This window comes from Streptomyces sp. CS113 (assembly GCF_002188365.1).
GTDB classification, from domain to species: Bacteria; Actinomycetota; Actinomycetes; order Streptomycetales; family Streptomycetaceae; genus Streptomyces; species Streptomyces tendae.
Genome location: NZ_KZ195574.1, coordinates 7,298,401 through 7,319,333, shown reverse-complemented (window position 1 = coordinate 7,319,333; position 20,933 = coordinate 7,298,401). Strand labels below are relative to the sequence as shown.

At 73.6% G+C, this 20,933-nt stretch carries 17 protein-coding genes; 8 read left to right on the top strand and 9 right to left on the bottom strand.

Translation table 11 applies throughout. The features are described 5' to 3' along the window. The first annotated feature begins 13 nt into the window (after nt 1–13). From B9W62_RS32980 to B9W62_RS32965, 4 genes are all read left to right on the top strand, one after another. Nucleotides 14–598, top strand: coding sequence for an RNA polymerase sigma factor (locus B9W62_RS32980; RefSeq protein ID WP_087810573.1), 585 nt, complete (start codon nt 14–16; stop codon nt 596–598). Nucleotides 599–651: 53 nt separating this feature from the next. Further along, the gene (locus B9W62_RS32975; RefSeq protein ID WP_087810572.1) at nt 652–1,389 is read left to right on the top strand and encodes a hypothetical protein; all 738 of its coding nucleotides are present in this window, start codon (nt 652–654) and stop codon (nt 1,387–1,389) included. Nucleotides 1,390–1,481: 92 nt separating this feature from the next. After that, on the top strand, nt 1,482–3,059 hold the full coding sequence (locus tag B9W62_RS32970; protein ID WP_087810571.1) for an ABC1 kinase family protein: 1,578 nt from the start codon (nt 1,482–1,484) through the stop codon (nt 3,057–3,059). Nucleotides 3,060–3,102: 43 nt separating this feature from the next. Then, entirely contained in the window at nt 3,103–3,981 is an 879-nt protein-coding gene (locus tag B9W62_RS32965; RefSeq protein ID WP_087810570.1) for an SAM-dependent methyltransferase, read from the top strand. A 58-nt stretch (nt 3,982–4,039) separates the two neighbouring features. Here B9W62_RS32965 and B9W62_RS32960 read toward each other — a convergent pair whose 3' ends face one another. From B9W62_RS32960 to B9W62_RS32920, 9 genes are all read right to left on the bottom strand, one after another. After that, nucleotides 4,040–5,281 carry a wax ester/triacylglycerol synthase domain-containing protein gene (locus B9W62_RS32960; RefSeq protein ID WP_087810569.1) on the bottom strand — a complete coding sequence of 414 codons (1,242 nt, stop codon included), beginning with the start codon at nt 5,279–5,281 and terminating at the stop codon, nt 4,040–4,042. 149 nt (nt 5,282–5,430) lie between these two features. Next, nucleotides 5,431–6,753: an NAD(P)/FAD-dependent oxidoreductase gene (locus tag B9W62_RS32955; RefSeq protein ID WP_087810568.1), complete on the bottom strand. Its 1,323-nt coding sequence runs from the start codon at nt 6,751–6,753 to the stop codon at nt 5,431–5,433. Beyond that, complete coding sequence (locus B9W62_RS32950; protein ID WP_179235790.1) at nt 6,750–7,349, bottom strand: flavin reductase family protein; 600 nt, start codon at nt 7,347–7,349, stop codon at nt 6,750–6,752. The genes B9W62_RS32955 and B9W62_RS32950 overlap by 4 nt, the downstream gene beginning before the upstream one ends. Next, nucleotides 7,321–7,788 (bottom strand): aromatase/cyclase, encoded by a 468-nt coding sequence (locus B9W62_RS32945; protein ID WP_087810567.1) that lies wholly within the window; start codon nt 7,786–7,788, stop codon nt 7,321–7,323. The genes B9W62_RS32950 and B9W62_RS32945 overlap by 29 nt, the downstream gene beginning before the upstream one ends. An 81-nt stretch (nt 7,789–7,869) precedes the next feature. Then, on the bottom strand, nt 7,870–9,276 hold the full coding sequence (locus tag B9W62_RS32940) for an aspartate aminotransferase family protein (RefSeq protein ID WP_087810566.1): 1,407 nt from the start codon (nt 9,274–9,276) through the stop codon (nt 7,870–7,872). Beyond that, complete coding sequence (locus B9W62_RS32935) at nt 9,273–10,394, bottom strand: SDR family oxidoreductase (protein WP_087810565.1); 1,122 nt, start codon at nt 10,392–10,394, stop codon at nt 9,273–9,275. Before B9W62_RS32935 ends, B9W62_RS32940 begins: the two co-directional genes overlap by 4 nt. Before the next feature lie 57 nt (nt 10,395–10,451). Further along, nucleotides 10,452–11,585 carry an acyl-CoA dehydrogenase family protein gene (locus tag B9W62_RS32930; RefSeq protein WP_087810564.1) on the bottom strand — a complete coding sequence of 378 codons (1,134 nt, stop codon included), beginning with the start codon at nt 11,583–11,585 and terminating at the stop codon, nt 10,452–10,454. A gap of 72 nt (nt 11,586–11,657) precedes the next feature. After that, nucleotides 11,658–12,620, bottom strand: a complete 963-nt coding sequence (locus B9W62_RS32925; RefSeq protein ID WP_087810563.1) for a bifunctional lysylphosphatidylglycerol flippase/synthetase MprF — start codon at nt 12,618–12,620, stop codon at nt 11,658–11,660. Beyond that, nucleotides 12,604–13,110, bottom strand: coding sequence for a hypothetical protein (locus tag B9W62_RS32920; protein WP_087810562.1), 507 nt, complete (start codon nt 13,108–13,110; stop codon nt 12,604–12,606). Before B9W62_RS32920 ends, B9W62_RS32925 begins: the two co-directional genes overlap by 17 nt. Nucleotides 13,111–13,272: 162 nt before the next feature. Between B9W62_RS32920 and B9W62_RS32915 the strand changes: the two genes are divergently transcribed. The 4 genes from B9W62_RS32915 (at nt 13,273) to B9W62_RS32900 (ending at nt 20,882) form a co-directional block, all read left to right on the top strand. Next, nucleotides 13,273–14,793: a MocR-like pyridoxine biosynthesis transcription factor PdxR gene (locus B9W62_RS32915; RefSeq protein WP_087810561.1), complete on the top strand. Its 1,521-nt coding sequence runs from the start codon at nt 13,273–13,275 to the stop codon at nt 14,791–14,793. Between the two features lie 210 nt (nt 14,794–15,003). Further along, nucleotides 15,004–16,590: an alkaline phosphatase D family protein gene (locus B9W62_RS32910; protein WP_087810560.1), complete on the top strand. Its 1,587-nt coding sequence runs from the start codon at nt 15,004–15,006 to the stop codon at nt 16,588–16,590. Nucleotides 16,591–16,752: 162 nt separating this feature from the next. Further along, entirely contained in the window at nt 16,753–18,156 is a 1,404-nt protein-coding gene (locus B9W62_RS32905) for an SWIM zinc finger family protein (RefSeq protein ID WP_087810559.1), read from the top strand. Then, nucleotides 18,153–20,882 carry a DUF7824 domain-containing protein gene (locus tag B9W62_RS32900; protein WP_087810558.1) on the top strand — a complete coding sequence of 910 codons (2,730 nt, stop codon included), beginning with the start codon at nt 18,153–18,155 and terminating at the stop codon, nt 20,880–20,882. Before B9W62_RS32905 ends, B9W62_RS32900 begins: the two co-directional genes overlap by 4 nt. The last annotated feature ends 51 nt before the right edge of the window (nt 20,883–20,933 follow it).

Genomic DNA, 20,933 nt, shown 5'->3' with positions numbered 1-20,933 from the left:
ACATGGCCGACAAATGGAAAGTCGGCCGCGGTTCTCCCCGCTCAATCCGAGAGACAACGGGCTGCAATCCACGATGGTGCGACATTCCACCTGCCAATCGCCCGCTGAATGCTCCTGGGAAGAAATCTTCCAGCATCAGGACCGCCTCATGCGGCTGGTTCGGCGAAGACTACCAAGTTTTCAGGACGCCGAGGACTGCGTTCAGGAAACCATGGCCCGGGCAGCGGCCCACGCCACGTTGGACAGGAATCGACTCGGTGCCTTTCTGACGTCCGTGGCGCTTCGCCTCTGCATCGACTTCTACCGTGACATGGAGCGTCGCAGCAGACTCCTCCAGCGTGCGGTGGTCGCGGAAACCCCGGGTACGACTGAGGAGGACGTCTGCGACGAGGACTTCGGCAGATGGCTTCTGGGCCAGGTACAAAACCTGCGGGGGCGGGAGCAGGAGGTCATACTCGCCCGCGCCAAGGGTATTTCCACTGCGGAATTCGCCCGCATACACAACATCTCCGTCAAGGCGGCCGAAGCCGCCTTCACCAGGGGCCGCGCGCGATTGAAGAACGTCTGCGCGAAAGCCTTGGAAGGCTGCGCCCGATAACACCCGAAAACCGCACCTCTCCCATCGCAGAGAAACGGAAAGGGACCCCACTCATGGGCAACAGCAAGAACGTCCAGGACATCTTCAAGGATTTGGTCGGTGATATGACCGACAGCTGGAAGGAAGCGTTCGACGACCTCCTGAACCGGGACGACGACTCGGGATCGTCGCGCGGCTCGGGATCGTCGCGCGACTCCGGCAACGCCGTCAGCGCGCTGGCCGGACTGCCCCCGAACGCCCTCGCCGCACTGGCCGGGGCCGTCAACCCGGCGACCGCGCTCGCGGGTGTCACCAATCCGCTGGCCGCCCTCGGCGGGGTCGGCGCGGCCGGCAACCCGCTCGCCGGCCTCGCCGCGGGGGCCGCGAACCCGCTGGGGAACATCGCGGGCGCAGCGCAGAACCCCCTGGCCGCGCTCACCGGTGCCGCGGGCGGCGGCAACCCGCTCGCGGCCGCGCTGGGCGGGGCGGGCAACCCCCTGGCCGCGCTGGGCGGGGCGGCCAATCCGCTCGCCGCGGTCGGCGGCGCGGCCGGCGCGCTCGGCGGGCTCGGCCAGCTGGCCGGAGGCCTCGGACACGCGGCGAGCGGGGCGGGCGACCTGATGGCGCTCCCGGCCCAGCTCACCCAGCTCCTCCAGGTGCTGCCCAAGCTCCTCGAGGCGGTCCAGGGCCTGCAAAACCTGACCAACCTGCCGGCCCAGGCCGGTCAGCAGGGGCTGGCGGCGCTCCAGGGCCTGACCGGTCAGCAGGGGCCGGGCGGAAAGCCGTCCCAGGGCGGACAGTCCTCGAGCTGACCGGCCGTGCCGCCGTCCCGTCCGGCCGTCTCCGTGGTGCACGCCGACCGCCGTTCCGTACCCGGATCCCGATCTGAGGAGGATCACACACGATGACGTCCGTCGTCGGCGATCGGCTGCGTCTCGTGGTCAGGGTCCTGGGCAGCCTCGTGGCCGACGAGGTGGGACAGGCGACCCGGCTGCGGAGGCGTACGAAGCGGGACACGCGGTCCCCGGCGGAGGGCCTCGTCGGCTCCGCCGGGTCCGCGGCCGAGGCCACCGCCGGGGCGGAGCAGCGCCGCGCCAAGGCGGTTCGGCATGCCCTGGAGAGCCTCGGCCCCTTCTACGTGAAACTCGGCCAGGTCCTCTCCACCCGGCCCGACATGGTCCCCGAGTCCATCCGGGACGAATTGCAGAACCTGCACGACGAGGTCGACGTCCAGCCGTTCTCGGAGTTCGAGCCGGTACTGGCCCGCGACCTCGGGCCGAACTGGAAGCTGCGCTTCGACGACATCGAGACCGTCGCCCCGCTGGGGGCGGCGTCCCTCGCTCAGGTCTACCGCGTGACGCTGCCCGGCGGGCGCGCGGCCGTGGTGAAGATCCAGCGGCCCGGCATCCGCGAGGGCGTACTCGCGGACATGGCCCTGATGCGCCGGGCGTCGAAGATCGTGGCCCGGGTCGCTCCCCGGTTCAACGAGGTCATCGACATCGAGGCGATGCTCGGCTCGGTCTTCGACGCCATGGAACCGGAGCTGGACTTCACCGGCGAGGCCCGCAACATGGACGAGGCCCGCGGGCAGGTCCGGTCGTTCCGTTCGCTGGAGGTGCCCCGGGTCCTGCACGCCAGCCCCCGGGTGCTCGTCCAGTCGCTGGCCGACGGGAAGTCGGTGCGGCACGTCGACCGCGCCCACTTCACGGACGACGAGCGCGTGGAGATCGGCAAGGACCTGCTGCGGTTCATGTACCACGGGTACTTCGTCCATCGCTTCTTCCACGCCGACCCGCACGCCGGCAACGTCTTCGCCGCGCCCGGCGGCCCCGCGACGCTGATCGACTGGGGCATGGTCGGCCGCCTGGACCGCAGGACCAGTCTTCAGCTGCTGCCGCTGTTCATGACCTTGGCGCAGAACGACGGGGCCGGGCTGGCGCAGCACTGGGCGGAGATGGGCCGGGTGACGTCGTGGGCCAACATGCCCGCGTTCGCCGCCGACATGGCCGCGTTCGTGCCCAAGGTCTCCCATCTCTCGCTGGAGGACATGAACTTCGGCGTCGCGCTCACCACCGTGCTGGCCAAGGCGACCAAGCGCGGGATCGGTTCGCCGCCGGCCGTCTCGCTGCTGGGCAAGTCCTTCGCGAACCTCGACGGTTCGGTGCGGTGCCTGGCTCCCGAGATCACGCTGCCCGAGGTGTTCCAGGGGGAGGTGCCGAAGATCCTTTTCGCACTGGGCCGCGAGTTCCTCGGCCGCAACCAGTTCGCCCGGAACTCCATGGAGCTGCTGCTGGCCGCCGTCACCAGTCCGGAACAGGTCCGGGGCGTCCTCTCCGACGTGGCCAACCGTCAGTTCGCACTGAACATCCACGAGCCGCGCACCCCTCCCGCGATGGGCGGCCAGCGGCCCACCCGCCCCTCCAAAAGCCTGCTCGCGCTGGGTGCCGCGGCCTTCCTGCTGGGCCGTCGCCGCTCCGGATGATCCGGGCCCGCGCCGCCACCCCGCCCCACCTCAAGGAGACCCCATGCCGGAATCCACCCGCCCGCAGTCACCGTTCGCGCCGACCGCCGCGACCCCGCACGGCATTCCCCGCGCGGCGCTCTGGACGGCCGCCGCACACGCGGCGGAGAACCTCCGGCCCGCGCCGATCGTCCGCGACCCGTGGGCCGCCGACTTCCTCCACGCGGCCGGGTTCGACGGGGGCCCGCCCGGTGACGGACCGTTGCAGCGCCTGCTCCCCGACTGGCAGGTGGTACGCACCCGCTTCTTCGACGACTACGCACTCGCCGCGGCCCGTTCGGGCTGCCGCCAGGTGGTGCTGCTCGGCGCCGGCCTCGACACCCGTGCCTTCCGGCTCGACTGGCCGACCGGGGTGCACGTCTTCGAGGTGGAGGACGCGGCCGTACTGGCCTTCAAGGAACGCGTACTGGACGGGAGCCGGCTCTCCTGCGGACGCCGCACCGGCGTCGAAGCCGACGGCACGGCATCCTGGAGCAAGGAACTCGGGGCGGCGGGATTCGATCCCGGCAGGCCCACCGCATGGCTCTGCGAGGCACCCCTGTACTTCCTCCCGCCCCCCGACGTGGCGGCCGTCGTCACCACGATGACCGAACTCTCCGCGCCCGGCAGCATGTTCGGCGCCGAGTGCGTGAACTCCGCGACCATGTCCTCCCCGTTCGTCGCGCCCTTCATGGACGCCCTGTCGACGATCGGACTGGCCTGGAACTGGCAGATTGCCGATCCGGGGCGCTGGTGGGCCGGACACGGCTGGGACGCGGCGGCCGCCGACCCGTACACGCTGCCGTACGCGGTCGAGCGCCTCTCCCCGTATCTGCCGCTGATCGGCACGGCCGCCGCGGAGAGCGTCTTCCTCACCACCGGAACGCTGCGCGGCACTCCCTGACACGGCACCACGCGCAGGCCCCGGACGCACCGTCCGGGGCCTGCGCGTGGTGCCGTGGCTACGACCGCTCCAGCTCCAGCAGCGCCGCGAGCCACAGGTCGGGGAGTTCGTCCGCGGTCGCCAGGGCCTCGTCGTGAACGACGGTCAGGCAGGCGGTGTCGTGCTGGCTCGTCAGCGTCGTCACACACCGGATGCCTGACGCGACGCCGGCGAACGTGGCCGCGCGACGGGCCGCGATCCCCTGGTGGACCAGGGCCGTGCCGAAGTTCACGCTGCTCACCGGGCCGGCCACGAACGCCCCGCGGACCAGGCGGGTGCCGACGGTGGCGCCGAGTGCCCGCGGGGAGGCGGACAGCAGCAGGCGCATGGCGTCGCGCCGCCGGCTCTCCCGCAGCCGGCCCGTACCGGCGACGACCCGGGCCAGGGCCCGCTGCGGTGACTCCTCGTCGCAGGGCAGCAGGAGCCGGGCGGTGACCATGCGGTTGCCCGGGGCGCACTCCTCCCCCGGGGCCCGGACCGACATCGGGATCGACACGGGCAGTGGCGGATGGGCCGAGCCGGTGTCCTTCAGGTACCAGGTGCGGACGGCGTGGGACAGGGCCGCGAGGTAGACGTCGGTGACCGTGCCGCCGTGGGCGCGGGCGACGGCGCGCAGCCGGGCCAGCGGGGTGTCGGCGTGGCAGACGTCGACGCGGCCCGTGGATTCTCCGTCGAACGCGGGTTTCGGGGTGGGCGCGCGGAAGGCGGCCACCACCTCGCCCAGGGCGTCCGCGAGGCCGTGTGCGGTGGGCCGGGCGGGACGCTGTGGGGCCGGTCCGCCCTCCGGGTGGTCTCCGAGGAGTGCGCGGGCGGTGTAGGCGGCGCCCATGCCGTCCTGGAAGGTGTGGTCGGTGCGGTAGACCAGGGTGTGCCGGTCCGCCGGGCCGTGGACCAGCCACACGTCCCAGGGCGGCCGGTCGTCCGTGTTCATCGGCCGGGACAGCATCAGGCGGCTGGTCGCCGACCCGTCGGTGTCCTCGGGCAGCCACGCCTCGTGCACGTGCCGGTCCACCGCGATCCGGTCCACTCGCCGGAACTTCCTGCGGTCCCGTGCGATGCGGTAGCGCAACGCCGGGACGTGGTGGACGCGTTCGGCGACCCGGGCGCGTACGGAGTCCAGGGTGGGGGCACGGCCTTCGAACCCGAACGTGAACGCGAGCGGCACCGGGTTGCCGCCCGTCGCCAGGTGGAAGGCGGCATCTACGGTTCCCATGGACAGGGCCGACGGCAGGCGGCCGTCCGTACCGAGGTGGGGTCGCATGGTGGAACCTCCTGGTCGGGTTCTGAGGATCAGTGGGGCTGCGAGGCTGGGGGCGGCGAGGGCTGGGGCCGCGGAGCCGGCGTCCGCGGTCCGCCGGGCTGGAGTCCGCGGTCCGCAGAGCTGGGGTACGGATGCGGCCGCGTCCGTCGTCAGCACGTATGCCGAGCGATTCGCCCCAGTGTGTCCACGTACGCCCCAAGCAGGGGCCCCGCGGGTCCGCGTGCGGGCAGGCGCGGGGCCCGGGAACGGTGCCACGGAAGCGGTTCACCGGGTTCCGGCTCACCCAGCAGGGCCGCGGCCACGTGCGCGCCGTGCGCCACGGACAGGGCGAGTCCGTGCCCGCAGCAGCCGCCGATGTACCAGACGTCGTCGAAGCCCGGCACCGGCCCCACCACCGGCAGGTCGTCGCCCGTCATGCCGATGCGGCCGGACCAGCGGTGGGTGACCCGTACCCGGGCGAGGTCCGGATGCAGGGACCGCAGCCACCTCTCCAGCCAGGCCCAGGCGCGCTCCCTGACGGCCTGGAGGCGGGGAGCGCCGAAAGCCCCGGGGACCGTGGCGGTGCCGCCGCCCGCCACCAGGCCCCGGTCCGGGAGCAGCCGGAAGTACGGCGCCAGCGGGACGGCGTCGACGACGGAGTGTCCGGCCCGCCCTCCCAGGGCCTCGTAGGCCGGGGCGCTCAGCGGTTCGGTGGCGACGGCGTACACCTCGAGCGGCAGGACGGTACCGACCGGCAGGTCCAGTGCCTGCGCGGCCGAGTTGACGGCCAGCACCGCCTGACCGGCGTAGAGCCTGCCGTGCGGGAGGACCAGCTCGGGGCCGACCAGATCGCCGGGGCGGAGGGCCAGCAGCGGGCTGCGGCCGTAGAACCGCACGCCTTTGTCGGCGCAGGCACGGGCGAGGGCGCAGGTCAGGGCGGCCGGGTCGAGGGTCGCGGCGGGGCGGTGCAGGAGTGCCGCCCGGTAGGGCACGCCGACCCGGTCGCGGATGCCGGCCGGGGTGAGGACGGGGACGTCCAGGCCGAGTTCGCGGCAGGCGCGGGCCTGGCGGGCGAGTGCCACCAGGCCCGCGGACGACCGCGTGGCCACCAGCTGCTCGCCGGGCCGCAGCCCGCAGGGCACGTCGAGCCGGGCGCACAGGTCGAGGACGTCGCGCACCGCCCGCTCACTGGCCCGGTGCATCCTGCGCGCCGTCTGCGGGCCGAAGCGGCGCACCGCGCGGTCGACCGCGGGGCCGGCCCGGGGGCCCAGCAGACCGGTGCCCCGGCCGCTGGCGCCGGCGGCCGGGTGCTCGGCGTCCACCACCGCGATGTCGAGCCCGGGGGCACGCTCCGCCAGGTGGTAGGCGCAGGACAGCCCGGCCAGCCCGGCCCCGACGACGGCCACGTCCGCGGTGACCACGCCGTGCAACTGGGGCTGCGTCGGCAGTTCCGCGGGGTCCCAGTACGGCGTTCCGGCCGGCGGCCTGGTCATCCGGCGGCGTCCGGCACCGGCTCGGTCAGCGCACCGAACCGGCGGTCGTGCCACAGCAGCGGGCGTCCGCCGCCCACGTGCACGGCGGCGACCCGCCCGACGACGAGGTGGTGGTCGCCGTAGCGGCGTACGTCCTCGGTCAGGCACACCGACCAGGCGAGCGCGCCGGCCAGCACGGGGACGCCCAGCACCTGCCGGGTTTCGGTCCCGGCGAACCGCTCCGCCGCGGTCGTGGTGGGGGACGCGAACCGGCCCGCGAGCTCCTGCTGTTCCTCGCGCAGCAGGTGCACGGCGAAGGTCCGCCGGCCCCGGACGGCGGCGAGGGTGCGGGAGCCGTCGCGCAGACAGGCAAGGAGCAGCGGCGGGCGGGCGGAGAGCGAGGTGACGGCGGACACCGTCATGCCCAGCGGGCCGTCCTCGCCGCGGGCGGTCACGACGGTCACGCCGGCGGCCAGCTTGGCGTACAGACCGAGGCAGCGGGCGGCGCCGGGCCCCGGTTCCTCGTGCAGTGCTTCCTCGCGCGGCGGGTCGGCGGCCGGCGTCGGGGCGCCCGCGACGGCCGCCCGGTCAGTCACCAGCCGCAGCCGCGCGCTCATCGATCACCTCCGCGCCCGCAAGGCCCCGCAGCACGCGGGCGACGTTGGTCCGCAGGGTCGACTCGGCCACCGGGTCGAGGATCTCGGCCATGGACGGGATGCCCAGGTCGAAGGCCGCGGTGTAGACGACGAGCGTGCCGCCGTCCCTCGCTTCGCAGCGCCAGCTCCCCTCGAAGGCCTGGAAGTCGCCGCTGAGCTGCTCGAAGGCGATGGAGTACGTCTCGGGCGAGTAGGTGTCGCGTTCCCGCCACCGCATCAGGCCGCCCCGGAACTCGACGGTCCAGTCCGAGGTCGTGGAGCCGTCGGGCAGCGGCGGCTCGACGTGCACCTCGCGGAAGGTGTCGCTGTACTCGGGAAAGCGGCGGAAGTCGCTGATGCGGGCGTAGACGTCGGCGGGTGCCAGTTTGTCGGCGAGGGCGTGCAGAACCACGTGGCGCATGGGTCGTTCGGTTCCTTCCCGGAGGGTTTTCGGACGCTGGTGTCCGGAGCTGGTGGCTGGCGCCGGCGCCAGGAGCCGGGGTCAGCCGGTCATACGGTCGGCCGTGCCGCGCAGGGCCGCGCCGAGGGTGGTGAGGAACAGGTCGAGCGCGGCGTCCTCGACCACGGCCGGCGGGGTCAGCCGCAGCACCCGGGTGGAGTTGAGGGAGTTGTTGACGAGCACACCGCGGGAGATCAGTTCCAGCAGGAGTTCGCCAACCGCCTGTTCTTCGGCGAACTCGATGCCGATCAGCAGGCCCCGGCCGCGCACGTCGCGGACCAGTCCGCCCTGGTACGGCGCGCACACCTCCCGTACGGCGGTGAGGATGCGCGGGCCGAGCGCGGCGGCCCGGGCCACGGTGTCCTCCTCCTCCATGGCCCGTACGGTGGCGAGGGCGGCGGCGCAGGCGATCGGCGAGGCGCCGAAGGTGGAGGTGTGCAGGTAGGGGTCGCGGCTGAAGGGGGCGTAGGCCTCCGCGGTGGCGACCATCGCGGCGACCGGTACGACACCGCCGCTGAGTCCCTTGCCGACGAGCAGCACGTCCGGACGCACGTCCTCGGCGTCGACGCCCCACCAGGTGCCCAGCCGTCCCATGCCGGTCTGGATCTCGTCGGCGACCAGCAGGGCGCCGTACGCCCGGCACAGCGCCCGCACCTGACCGAGGTAGCCGGGGCGGGGGATGCGTACGCCGCCCTCGCCCTGGACGGGTTCGACGATGACGCAGGCCCGGTCGCGGTGGGCGGCCAGCGCCTGTTCGAGGTCGGCCGGGTCGTCGTAGGCCACCTGGGTGACGTCCGGGAGCAGGGGCTGGAAGGGCGTCTGGTACGTGGCGTTGGCGGTGACGCTCAGCGCGCCGAGGGTCTTGCCGTGGAAGCCGCTGCGGGTGGTGATCACCGAGGTGAGTCCGTGCGCGCGGGCCAGTTTCAGGGCCGCCTCGGTGGCCTCGGCGCCGGAGTTGACGAAGTGGACGTAGTCGAGGCCGGGCGGGGTGTGGGCGGCCAGGGCCTGGGCGGCCAGGGCGGCGACGGGTTCGAGGAGGACGCGGCTGGCCAGCGGGTGGGTGTCGATCTGCCGGTGCACCGCTTCGACGACGGCCGGGTGGCGGTGGCCCATGATGAAGACGCCGTAGCCGCCGAAGTCCAGGAAGCGGCGGCCGTCGTCGGTGTGGATCCAGCCCCCTTCGGAGCGGACCTCGGCCATGCCGCCCATGACACGGCCCATCACGGCACGGCCGGAGCCGATGTGCTTGAGGTAGAGGTCCACGATGTCGGGCCGGTCGGTCGGCACGGCGGTTCCGGCGCGCGGGGTGGAGGGCTCGGAGGACGGGGCGGAAGGCTGGGAGGGCGAGGCGGCCGACCCGGTGGACAGCCCAGTGGTGCCGGTGGTGCCGGTGATCTCGGTGGTGCCTGTGGTCTCGGTGGTCTCGGTGGTCGGGGGTGAGACGGTCATGACGCCACCTCCATGGGGGCGGTCGCGGCGGATCGGTTCCGGCCGGGCAGGCAGGCCCTGTCCCCGGCCCAGCTCTCCGCGTTGCGGACGAGCGCGGCCCGGATGTCGGTCCGAGTCAGGCGGGTGCCGCAGTGGGGTTCGCCGAGGGAGGTGTCGAACGGCAGCTCCCGCTGGAACACCAGCAGCAGTTCCGCGTAGTACTCCAGCCGCCGCCTCAGGGACGCGGGCAGCGAGGTGCCCTCCAGCATGGGCAGGAGCAGCCGGTGCACGGCATCGACAGGGATGAGCCGGGGCCGCTGCGGCCGGGGCAGGCCGTGGCGTACGGCGACGTCCGCGCAGACGTCGGCGAACTCCCGCAGGTCGATGGCCTCCTTGCCGGCCGTCAACCAGTACTCCCCGTCGGCCACACCGCCCCGGACCAGGTCGCCGATGGCCCGCGAGACGTAGTCCTGGGGCACCATGTCGATCCGGGTCTCGGGGGCTCCGGGCAGCACCGGGGCCTGCCCCAGGACCATCGAGCCGATCGTCCTGGTCAGCCCCTGCTCACCGGCGATCCGCCCGCTGACGGAGTCACCCATGACGACCGAGGGCCGGACGATGGCGCCGGGCACGCCCGCCTCGCGTGTCATCTGTTCGGCCCGGGCCTTGGAGTCGAGGTAGGCGGCCGCACCCGGGAAGCGCCGGTGGTCCTCCTCGGTGGGGGTGTGGGCCACGAACGCGGTACTCACCAGGTACAGCGGGGCGTCGGCCCGGGCCGCCAGGTCGAGCATGGTGTCGGCACCGCGCAGATTGGTGCGCGTGATGTCCTGCGGCGGCGTCCGCCAGTTGGTCTCGGCGGCGCAGTGCAGCACCACGTCCACCTCGAGGGCCAGTTCGTGCCAGGCCAGTGGGCTCAGGCCGAGCCGGGGAGCTACCAGGTCGCCCTGGAGCTCGCGCACCCGCGGATCGCGCAACGGTGTGTCGCGGCGCAGGCACAGCAGGTCGAAGTCGGGTGACAGCTCGTCGATCAGGGCACGTCCGAGGACTCCGGAACCGCCGGTGAGCAGCAGGGAGGGGCGGTCGCGCCGTCCCGTACGGCCGGCGGGCAGGAGGGCGAGACGCTGGTTGTCTGACGGCATGGGGGGGTGTGTTCTCCCAACGGGTCTCGGCCCACCGTTGGACGGTGGGAGGCGCGGTCAGGCGATGGCCAGTGGCCGGTCCGCCAGGTACGCGGAGAACGGGGCGGTCATCCGGGAGCGCGACGGCGGGTGCAGGGAGAGTCCGTTGGCGCAGGCGGCCAGGTGGCCCACCTCGTCGGACGTCATGAAGTTGAGGCCGCCGAGGAGTTCGACCGCGCGCGGAACGACCCGGGCGATGGCGTCCTGGACTCCGTAGCGCACGTACAACGCCTGTGCGAGCGCCGACTCGTCGAGGTCACCGGCGTCGACACGCCGGGCGACGCCCTCGGCGGTGGCCATGGCGGCCTCGGTCTCGACGAAGAGGCGTACCCGGTCGTGCTCGGGGATGCGGTCGTTCAGCAGCACCCGTTCCACCAGCGCGCTCGCGGCGCCGAGGTAGCTGCCCGTCATCAGTGTCTGGAACCAGATCAGACCGGCCGTCTGGAGTTCGTCGAGCTGTTCACCGGAGGTCGTCCCGGTGCGCAGCAGGAGTTCCGGCGGTACGAGGACGTCGGTGAGCGTGACCTGTTCGCTCTCGGCCCCGGCGAGGAAGGCGCTGGACCAGAAGCCGCTGACGCTCATGCCCTCGCTCTCCGCGGGCACGAGGGCTACGGCGAGTTCGTCGCCCTGCCCGTCCTCGCGCGGGATCAGCACGCTGGCGGTGAGCACGTCCATGGAGTGGGCCAGGCTGCACGGCCGTTTGACGCCGTTGATCCGGACGCCGTCCGCGGTCACCGTGGCGGTCATCGACGGGTCGAGGATGCCCGCGCCGCTGCGGCCCTCGGCGAAGCCGGAGGCGATCAAACGGTTGGACGAGGCCACGCCCTCGATCAGCATCCACTCCAAGCCGTCGCCGAGACCGCCGATCCCGACCAGGGTGGCCATCGAGAAGTGATGCATGGTGGTGGCCACGGCCAGGGACGGCGAGCGGCTGCCGATGGCCCGCTGCACGCGCAGGGCATCGAGCGCGGTGGCGCCCCGGCCCTGGTGGGCCTCGGGGACGAGCAGTCCCGGACCGCCGCTGTCCCGGAAGTGCCGGATGCCCGGGCTGCCCGGCCGTTCCAGCTCCATCAGCGGGGCCTCGCGCAGGGCGGGGTCCAGGTCGGGCAGCAGCTTCGCGAGGGTGGCGCGTTCACGCTCTAGGAATCTCATGGGCGTGCGGTCCTCCAGGGTGGGACGGATACGGAATCGGCGCGGCGCTCGCGCGGCCGTGGACGCGGTGGCTCAGAGGGCGTTGGTGGCGCGCAGCAACTGCCAGACCGCGCCGGGGCGGGGCCTGCCGCGGAAGGCGATGTACTCCGGCAGGACCACGTGCGGGGCCCACTTCTGCTTGTACTCGAGCTGGGAGGCCGCCGGGTAGATCACCTCGCCGCGCTCGGCGAGGAACCGGGCGAACCGGGTGAACAGCCGGCTGGCTCCGGGCAGTTCGTGCTCCGGGTCGAGCCCGGTGAACGGGGTGAAGCCGAAGTGCAGCCAGCCCGCTCCGTCGGCGGTGAGCCGTTCCATGACGGTGGCGTTGAGCGCCTCCATCACGCCGGGCGGAGCGTCGGGGCGGCGCCGGCTGAGGTCGTGCAGCCAGCCGGGGCGGCTGCCGTAGACCGGCGAGTAGTTGATGTAGCCGGCCGTCTCGCCGTCGATCCGGCCGACGAACAGCCGGCGGTGCCGCTGGAGGCTCCCGTTGCGCTGGCCGACGAGGAAGCGCAGCTCCTTGACGTGCCGGCCCTTGTCCCGCAGCCAGCACTGGTCGATCCGGTCCAGTTCGGCGCAGTCGTCGCCGGCCGTGACCTCGGCGACCTCCAGGCCCGCCCGCCGGGCGCGCGAGATCTTGTTCCGCAGCCGGACGAACCGTGAGCCGCGCAGCGTGAAACGGCTCAGGTCGACCGCGTACGACGCCCCGAGCTGGTTGACCGTGAAGCCGTGCTCCGCGTACAGCTCGGCGTCCGCCCGTTGCAGTTGCACGGCGACCAGCCGGCGGCCGGCGTGGGCGGCGAACGCCTCCAGCAGGCGTGCCCGGTGTTCCGGCGCGGTGAACGGGCCGCCGAATTGCAGGACGTAGCGGCCCGAGGTGCGATAGGCGCAGGCGCCGTCGAACCCGCCGTCGTGGAAGTACGCGTTTCCGCTGTTGAGCGCGAGAAAGGAACTGGGGTTGTCGCTGTGCGCGGCGAGTGTGTCAAGCACGGACGGCATCGGCGTCCTCCACGGAAGTCCGCGCGGCGGCACTTTCACCGGAATCCGCCGCCGAGTGGTACCGCTGCTCGAACCTGCGGAACTCCGGGGTGGTTTCCGGCTCGAAGGCGACACCGAAGGGTTTGAGGGAGTTCCCGAAGAGGGCCCGGTCGACCATGAGGTGGATCGGGAGGGCCAGCAGGGCCCATTCCGGCCGGACGAACAGCGCCCACGCCCCGGCCAGGAGACCCGCTGTGACCAGGCTGTGCATGGTGTTGTAGGCCACGTAGCAGGCGCGCGGAACGTGTCCGTCGGGGCTGCGCCGGAAGGCGATCGCGCCGGGCAGGTATCCGACGACGTCGATCACCGCGAACAGCAGCACGAAGACGGCCCAGCGGATTTCCGTGAGGTGCTGGAAGGCAAGCACGAGCGATACGGCGAGAAAGCCCAGCCATTCGAGTCGGGAGAGAGCGAAGGTGGTCTTCGTCTCGAAACGGTTCTTGGCGTCCACGGGCGCTCCTGGATTGCGCGTACGATTCCGGGGCGCGGCCTCGGCCTGCCCCCTCGCTGTGGTCTGTCACTCCGGTTTACGCACCAACGGGTCCAACCCCTCGTAAAGTGGAGACGATTGAGCAGACGTGGTGCAGACGTGATGTTCGGGGGGACTTCTTTCATGACGCCGTCGACCGGTCCGGGCGGCCCTCCTGGCGGCCCTCCTGGCTCCGCCGCCGGCAGCGCGGCCTGGGAGTTGCTGCTGCCCGCCGCCTCGGCACCGGCACGTGCGCGTGGCCGTGCCTTGCAGGAGGCCCTGCGTGACGCGGTCCGCTCGGGCCGGCTCACGCCGGGCACCCGCCTCCCGTCCAGCCGGGACCTCGCGGCCGACCTGAAGGTGTCGCGGGGGCTGGTGACGGAGGCGTACGAGCAGCTGACGGCCGAGGGCTATCTGCGCAGTGGTCGGGGCGCGGGGACGTGGGTGGGGGACGCCGTTCGGGCCGCCCGTCCGCGCGCGCGTGATCTCGCCCCGCGCTCCCCCGCGGATCGCGTCGACTTCGTGCCGGGGACACCGGATCTGTCGCTCTTCCCCCGCTCGGCGTGGGCCGCCGCGCAGCGGGGCGTGCTGACGGAGCTGGAGCACGAGAGCCTCGGCTACCCCGACCCGCGCGGGCTGCCCCGGCTGCGGACCGCCCTGGCCGAGCTGCTCGCGCGGCGCCGGGGCGTGGTGGCGGACCCGGAACGGATCATGGTGGTCTCAGGCGTGGCGCAGGCCACCTCGCTGCTGGCGGGCGTGCTCCACGCGCGCGGGTCGCGCACCGCCGGCGTCGAGGACCCCGGCAGCCCTCAGCACCACGCCCTGTACGCCGCGGCGGGACTCGGCCCGGTGCCCCTCCCCCTGGACGGCGAGGGCCTCGCCACGGGCCCGCTGTACGCGTCGGGCGTCCGGCTCGTGGTGACGACCCCCGCCCACCAGTTCCCCACCGGGATCGCCTACTCGGCGCGGCGGCGCGCCGAACTGCTCGACTGGGCGCGGTCCGTGGACGGCCTCGTGCTGGAGGACGACTACGACGGCGACTTCCGCTACGACCGCGCCCCCGTGGGCGCGCTCCAGGGACTCGATCCGGAACGCGTCGCCTATACGGGCTCGGTCAGCAAGTCCCTCGCCCCGGGGCTGCGGCTGGGCTGGCTGCTGGTGCCCGACTGGCTGGCGGACGCCGTCGTCGAGCGCAAGCGCACCACCGACCTGGGGCACCCGACCCTCGACCAGGCGGTCTTCGCCCGTTTCGTCGAGCGTGGCGACTACGACCGCCGGCTCCGTGTCTGCCAGCGCGCCTACCGGGAGCGCCGCGACGCCCTGGTGGCCGCGCTGGCCGAACACTTCCCCGGCTCACGGGTCACCGGCATCGCCGCCGGGCTGCACGCCATCGCCACGCTTCCGGAGCGGTACGGGCCCGAGGAGGGGTTCCTCGCGCGCGTGACGGCGGCGGGCGTCGCGGTGCGCCCGCTGACGGCGTACGCGCACGGCGGTGCGGCCGGCGGACCGAGGGGCGGGGGTCCGGGGGGCGAGGGCCCAGGGGGCGCGGGTCCAGTGGGCGCGGGCCCCGTGACGTGGAAGGAGGTGCGGCTGGTGCTGGGGTACGCGCATCTCACACCGGGACGGATCCGGGAGGGGGTGGCGAGGATGGCACGGGCCGTGTGACACGGCACGCGCTGCGGGCGGGCGGGCGATGGATTGCCCGGGACCCCCAGGGTTTCCCTTGCCCCCCGAGGCGTTCGGGCCCCCACGGGCGTCCGGGTTGTTCACCCGCAATTTCCGTGAACGCCGCGCGGTGCCAGTAGGTCTGGCTCTGCACACTGGCTCGAACCCTGGCCCGCACACCGGCCGGATCCCGTCCCTGGAGGCGCATCCATGTCACACCGTCCGTTGCCCGGCCGCCGCAGCGTGCTGCGCGGTTCGCTCGCCGCGTCGGCCGCCCTGACCCTGCCCACCGCCCTGGGAGCGGCGCCGGCGTTCGCCCGATCGGGGCGGCCGGGGGCGGGCTGGGGCGTGCAGACGGGAGACGTCACCTCCCACTCCGGTCTGGTCTGGGTGCGGTCCGACCGGCCGGCCCGGATGATCGTCGAAACGTCGGCGACCGAGTCCTTCCGCCACCCGCACCGGTGGCACGGTCCGCTGCTCGGACGCGACACCGACTTCACCGGCACCACCCGGCTGCGGGGTCTGCCGCCGGGCGAGCAGATCCACTATCGCGTGCAGCTCGCCGACCCGGACGACCCGCGCCGCACGGGCGAGCCGGTCACCGGCACCTTCCGCACCGTGCCGGTCCGCCGCCGCGAGGGCGTGCGTTTCGTGTGGTCCGGCGACCTCGCGGGGCAGGGCTGGGGCATCAACCCGGACCTCGGCGGCTACCGCATCTACGACGCCATGGGGGCCCTGGACCCGGACTTCTTCCTGTGCAGCGGCGACAACATCTACGCCGACGGCCCCATCGCCGAGACGGCCGCCCTGCCGGACGGCGGCACCTGGCGGAACATCACCACCGAGGAGAAGTCCAAGGTCGCCGAGACCCTCGCCGAGTTCCGCGGCAACTTCCGCTACAACCTGCTCGACGAGAACCTGCGGCGCTTCAACGCGCGGGTCCCGTCGGTCATCCAGTGGGACGACCACGAGGTCCGCAACAACTGGTACCCGGGCCAGGTGATCGCCGACACGGACGACCGGTACACGGAGAAGAGCGTCGACGTCCTGGCCGCCCGCGCCCGGCGCGCGTTCAGCGAGTACTTCCCGATCTCCACCCTGCGCCCCGGCGCGCGGGAGGGGCGTGTGCACCGGGTGCTGCGCCAGGGCCCGCTGCTCGACGTGTTCGTGCTGGACATGCGGACCTACCGCAACGCCAACTCCCCCGGCGAACAGACCGTGGACCCGCAGGGCATCCTCGGCCGCGAGCAGTTGGAGTGGCTCAAGCGGGAACTGGCGCGGTCGCGTGCGGTGTGGAAGGTCATCGCGGCCGACATGCCGATCGGCCTCGTCGTGCCGGACGCCACCGAGGGCGCGCCCAACATCGAGGCGATCGCGCAGGGCGACCCCGGCGCTCCCCTCGGGCGCGAGCTTCAGATCGCCGAACTGCTGCGCTTCGTCAAGCACCGCCGGATCACCGGCACGGTGTGGCTGACGGCCGACGTGCACCACACCTCGGCCCAGCACTACCAGCCCTCGCGGGCCGCGTTCGGTGACTTCGAGCCGTTCTGGGAGTTCGTGTCCGGGCCGCTCAACGCGGGCGCGTTCCCGGCCAGCGCACTGGACGGCACCTTCGGTCCCGAACGGGTCTTCGTGAAGGCGCCGACCGCCTCGAACGTCTCGCCCGCGGGCGGCTACCAGTTCTTCGGCGAGGTCGACATCGACGGCGACAGCGCCGAGATGACGGTGCGGCTGCGCGAACAGGACGGCACGGTGCTGTTCACGAAGGTGCTGCGGCCGGGCCGGGTCGGCCAATAGTCCCGCGGCCGGTCCCGTAGCCTGTCGGGAGTGCCGCGCACCGGCGTCATCGCCCGGTGCGCGGCCCCGCGTCCTCGTCGGGCGCCTGATCCGAATTCCCGGCCTTCGCGGCCGTTTCCGCAGGCCACAGCCATTGTCAGTGGTCGCCTCTACGGTTTTTTCATGACGCGATCTTTGCAGGCCGTGGCCTATCGACGACCCTCCGTGCTGGAATCCGCGGCGAGCGGGCAGCGCCTGGGACTGGAGACCTCCCGGGGTGCGACGCCCGCCGGTGCGGTGGCCCATCCACGGTTCTTCACCGGTTTTCTGACGTCGCCTCAGAAGGCGTCCGCGGCGCTGCTCGCGGTGGCCGACGTGGCCGCCGCACGGTACTTCCAGCCGCAGTTGCGCGCCTCGCTGGACCCGGTGGTGACGGCCGGCGGCGACCGGCTCCGCTTCGAGTCCTTCTCCGGCTGCGGCGGGGTCTACGCCCGCATGGACGTGCTGGCGGCCGGTCTCGACGGCGGCGAGGTCGGACACGGTACGACGAACGTCGACGTCAACAACCCTCTGCGCGAGGCCCTGTCCCGGATCGGCGCCGACGACCCGCTGCACCTCCGGGTCGGCCCCGAGGAGCTGGCCGTGACCACGCTGGACGGGCCGGTGGTGGAGAAGAAGGTGCCGCTGCCGGACCGGTGGCTGCGCGGCTTCGCCGAGGCCCAGGTCATAGCGGCCGGCTTCGACCTGCGGGCCGAGCTGGACGCGGCCGAGGCGGTGCGCTTCCTGCGTGGGCTGCCCCGGGGCGGCCGGAGCGGGGCGCCCGGCCTCCGGTGGGTCGTGCCGTCCGGGCGTTCGCTGCGGCCGACGACGCGTGCGGTGCCCGGCGCGGCCTGCCTGCCCGGTCCGGAGCGGCTGGTCGCGATGCAGCGCGTGCTGCGGCACGCCACGGCCCTGCGGGTCTACGGGCCGGCCCTCGCTCCGGGAGCCGCCGCCACGGCCTCGGCCTGGGAGGTGCTCCTGCCCGGCATGCGCCTCACCCTCACCCTGTCCCCCGACGCCTCGCGGGGGTTCTCCGGAGAGGGCGGGGTGCTCGACGCCCTCGCCACCGACGAGGCCGCCGCGGACGCCGAGTTGGTCTCCGTGCTCCTCGCCTGGGAGCCGCGGATCGACATCGCCGACCTGGCCGCGGCCTCGGGGCTGACGGCGGAGCGGACGCGTGCGGCGCTGGTCCGCCTCGGCACGTCGGGGCGGGTCGGGTACGACACGGCGGAGGCGGCCTACTTCCACCGGGAGCTGCCGTACGACGCCGAGCGGGTGGAGCGTCACAATCCGCGGCTGCGTTCGGCCCGCGCCCTCGTCGCGGCGGGCGCGGTCGCCCTGGACGGGGCGATCGGGACGGTCACGGCCGAGGACGGCCATGTGCACCGGGTGCGTGAGGAGGCGGGGGTGCTCTCGTGCAGCTGCCTGTGGTGGGCCAAGTACCGGGGCGGGCGCGGTCCGTGCAAGCACGCGCTGGCGGTACGGATGGTGCGGCGGGGCGCCGACGAGGCGCAGGGGACGGTTCGGATCGACGGGGGTGCGCGATGACGACGACGGCAGCGACCGCAACCGCGACTGAGGCTGCGGCAGCGATCGCGACCGCGGACACGACGGGGCTGCTGGTGAGGGCGGTGCGCGCGGGTCGGACGGCCGAGGTCGTGGCGCTGCTCGACGGCATGACCGACGGGCAGCGGCGTGCCTGCTTCCCCGAGTTGAAGGCCGTCCGCCAGGAGCTGAGGACGGCCCGCTGGTCCGAGGAGTCCCGCCGTGCCCACCCCGCGCTGCACGCGGCCGGGGCGGCCTGCCAGACCGGTGCCGCGGCCGTGGCGAACTGGCTCGCGTCCGTGGACATGCGCTGGTCGCAGGCGTCACCGGCGGTCCTGCTGCACGTGCTGGGCGACCGCGACCGCGGGTGGCTGGCCGACGTGGCGCACCGGCTCGCCCAGCGACCGGCCACGTCCAGCGTGCCGTACGAGTTGATGGCCGGCCTGGTGCGACTGGCCGGCTGCCCGGTGCCGACGACGGATGCCTACGTACGGGGCTGGCTGATCCACGTCAGCGGGAGCCGGCGGCCGGCCGGCACGGTCTGCGACCGCCTGCGCCAGGACCCGCACCTCGCGGAGCTGGTCGCCGCCCTCTTCCGCACCGAGGGTGTCGGCGCGCAGCTGGGATGGCTGTCCGGCGACGGACCCGAGAGCTGGACCAGAGCCCTGGCACGGCTGACCGCCGAGGGCGCGCTCGACCGGCGGGCCGTGGTCGACGCCTGTGTGGCACGGCTGCTGCGCGGCGGCCCGCCGGCCGAACTCCGGGTGTTCCTGCGCCTGCTGGGCGATCTGGCACTCACCCGCGAGGAGGAGCGCGGGCGGACGGCCGACTGGACGGCGCTCGCCTCGGACGCGATGCCGACGGTGGCCTCCCACGCCCAGTCGGTGCTGGGCGGCCTGGCCCAGGCCGGAGAACTGCCGCCGCGGCAGTTGGCGGAGGCGACCGACGCGGTGCTGTTCCGCACGGAGAAGAAGCTCGTGCGGGCCCAGCTGGTGCTGCTCGGCAAGGTACTCGCCCAAGACCGTGCCGCGGCCGACGCGTTGCTGCCCGCCGTCGCCCGGGCGTTCGGGCACGAGGACTCCGACGCCCAGGAGCGGGCGCTGAGGCTGGTCGAGCGGCACGTCGGCAAGGTCACCTCCGCGGAGGTCCGGGAGGAGCTCGCCGGGGCGGCGGAGCAGCTGATCCCGGCGCTGCGCACACGGGCGGTGCGCACCCTGGGTGCGACGCCGCCGGACGACCGGACCGTGTCCCACGAGGAGGTACTGCCGCCCCCGCCGCAGCCGGTGCGCCTGGCGCCCGCTGCCGCGTCGGCGGTCGAAGCCGCCGAGGAGATCAGCGCGTTGCTGGCCTCCGGAAGTGACGTGTCCGCGTTCGAGCGCGCCCTGGACGGGCTGGTCCGGCACGCCCACCGGGACCGGGACGCCCTGCTCGAGGCCCTCGAACCAGTGGTCGCCCGCCGCTGGTGGGCCGAGGCGGAGCTGCGGTACGGCCATCCGTCAGACGACTTCTTCGCTCGCCGTCACGAGCTGTTCGACGGCGCGCGCGCCTTCGACCTGCTCCTCGCGACCTTGTGCGGGAAGGTCCGGACGGACACCCTGCACCGGGTGGTCCGGGACGGGTTGACGAACTCCGGCTGTGCGCACAACTCCCTGGCCCGCCCGTTCGAGGCCCGCATGTGGGAGGTGGCCCACCGGCTGCGCACCGATCCCCAGCCGTTCCTGCTGGCCACCCCCAGCTGGGGCACGGGCCTGCTGGAACCGGACGAGTTGGTGGACCGTCTGGACACCTACCGCCGCGCGGGCGCCCGGGTCGCCGAGGTCGACTTCGGCCAGGCGTTGCTGCGGGTGCGGCGGGACGACCGCACGGCGGCGCTCGCGGCGGCCGAACGGGCGGCCGCGCTGGGCACCGAGGAGGGAGAGCGGCTCGCGCGCCGGTTGACCGCCGAGCGGACCGACCCTTCCGCCGCCCGGCGGACGGCGGACACCCGGATCCTGGTGGAACTGGGTGAGGTGCCCGACCTCCAAGCGGAGGAGTTCCCTGCCGCCCTGCGACTGTTGGGGCGTGCGGTGACCCCGGGTTCGGACCACTGGTACTGCGGCCATTGGGGCGGGAGGATGCGCTCGCACTGGTTCGCTCTGCTGCCGGAGCGGCCGGAGCTGGTGGCCGCACGGCTGCTGCGGGACGTGTCCGAGGTGGCTGTGAACGACCAGCGCGGCGCCGCCGCGACGGTGCTGCCCCGGCTCGCCGACGCGGACGGCGAGCCGGGCGAGGCCGCCCATCTGTGCGTGGCGTACGGGTTGGGCGCTCGGCACGCCGAGGACCGGCTCGCCGCGGTGGACGCCCTGCTGATGCTGGCGGCCCGGGACCGGCTCGACGCCGACCGGCTGGGCGCGGATCTCGGCCAGTTGGTGCGGCGCGGCGCGGTGAAGCCGGCCCGGCTCGCCGACGCGGTGCGCACCGCCGCGGCGACGGGGGCGAACGCCACCGTGTGGGCTGTCCTGCGTCACGTGCTGCCCGTGCTGCTCGCGGACCTCGCCACCGGCGCGGCGACGCCCTCGACCCGGGGCCTCGGTGAACTGCTGGCCGTGGCGGCCGAGTGCGCCGAGCGGACGGGCGCGCGGGGTGTCCTGCCGCACCTGTCGTCGGCGGCGGACCGGCGCGGCACGTCACGGCTGGTGACGCAGGCGCGGCGACTGCGGGACGCACTGGCGACGGCGCCCGCCGCCTGACGCCACACCGACCCGAAAGGGTGCAAAGCGCCCTAGAAGCCTTCTTTACCC

Bases quoted from the DNA above. Each gene is read 5' to 3' on its own strand.
- B9W62_RS32955 (WP_087810568.1), bottom strand. From the start codon at position 6,753: ATGACCAGGCCGCCGGCCGGAACGCCGTACTGGGACCCCGCGGAACTG.
- B9W62_RS32915 (WP_087810561.1), top strand. From the start codon at position 13,273: ATGACGCCGTCGACCGGTCCGGGCGGCCCTCCTGGCGGCCCTCCTGGC.
- B9W62_RS32910 (WP_087810560.1), top strand. From the start codon at position 15,004: ATGTCACACCGTCCGTTGCCCGGCCGCCGCAGCGTGCTGCGCGGTTCG.
- B9W62_RS32950 (WP_179235790.1), bottom strand. From the start codon at position 7,349: ATGAGCGCGCGGCTGCGGCTGGTGACTGACCGGGCGGCCGTCGCGGGC.
- B9W62_RS32945 (WP_087810567.1), bottom strand. From the start codon at position 7,788: ATGCGCCACGTGGTTCTGCACGCCCTCGCCGACAAACTGGCACCCGCC.
- B9W62_RS32900 (WP_087810558.1), top strand. From the start codon at position 18,153: ATGACGACGACGGCAGCGACCGCAACCGCGACTGAGGCTGCGGCAGCG.
- B9W62_RS32975 (WP_087810572.1), top strand. From the start codon at position 652: ATGGGCAACAGCAAGAACGTCCAGGACATCTTCAAGGATTTGGTCGGT.
- B9W62_RS32940 (WP_087810566.1), bottom strand. From the start codon at position 9,276: ATGACCGTCTCACCCCCGACCACCGAGACCACCGAGACCACAGGCACC.
- B9W62_RS32905 (WP_087810559.1), top strand. From the start codon at position 16,753: ATGACGCGATCTTTGCAGGCCGTGGCCTATCGACGACCCTCCGTGCTG.
- B9W62_RS32925 (WP_087810563.1), bottom strand. From the start codon at position 12,620: ATGCCGTCCGTGCTTGACACACTCGCCGCGCACAGCGACAACCCCAGT.
- B9W62_RS32930 (WP_087810564.1), bottom strand. From the start codon at position 11,585: ATGAGATTCCTAGAGCGTGAACGCGCCACCCTCGCGAAGCTGCTGCCC.
- B9W62_RS32935 (WP_087810565.1), bottom strand. From the start codon at position 10,394: ATGCCGTCAGACAACCAGCGTCTCGCCCTCCTGCCCGCCGGCCGTACG.
- B9W62_RS32965 (WP_087810570.1), top strand. From the start codon at position 3,103: ATGCCGGAATCCACCCGCCCGCAGTCACCGTTCGCGCCGACCGCCGCG.
- B9W62_RS32960 (WP_087810569.1), bottom strand. From the start codon at position 5,281: ATGCGACCCCACCTCGGTACGGACGGCCGCCTGCCGTCGGCCCTGTCC.
- B9W62_RS32970 (WP_087810571.1), top strand. From the start codon at position 1,482: ATGACGTCCGTCGTCGGCGATCGGCTGCGTCTCGTGGTCAGGGTCCTG.
- B9W62_RS32980 (WP_087810573.1), top strand. From the start codon at position 14: ATGGAAAGTCGGCCGCGGTTCTCCCCGCTCAATCCGAGAGACAACGGG.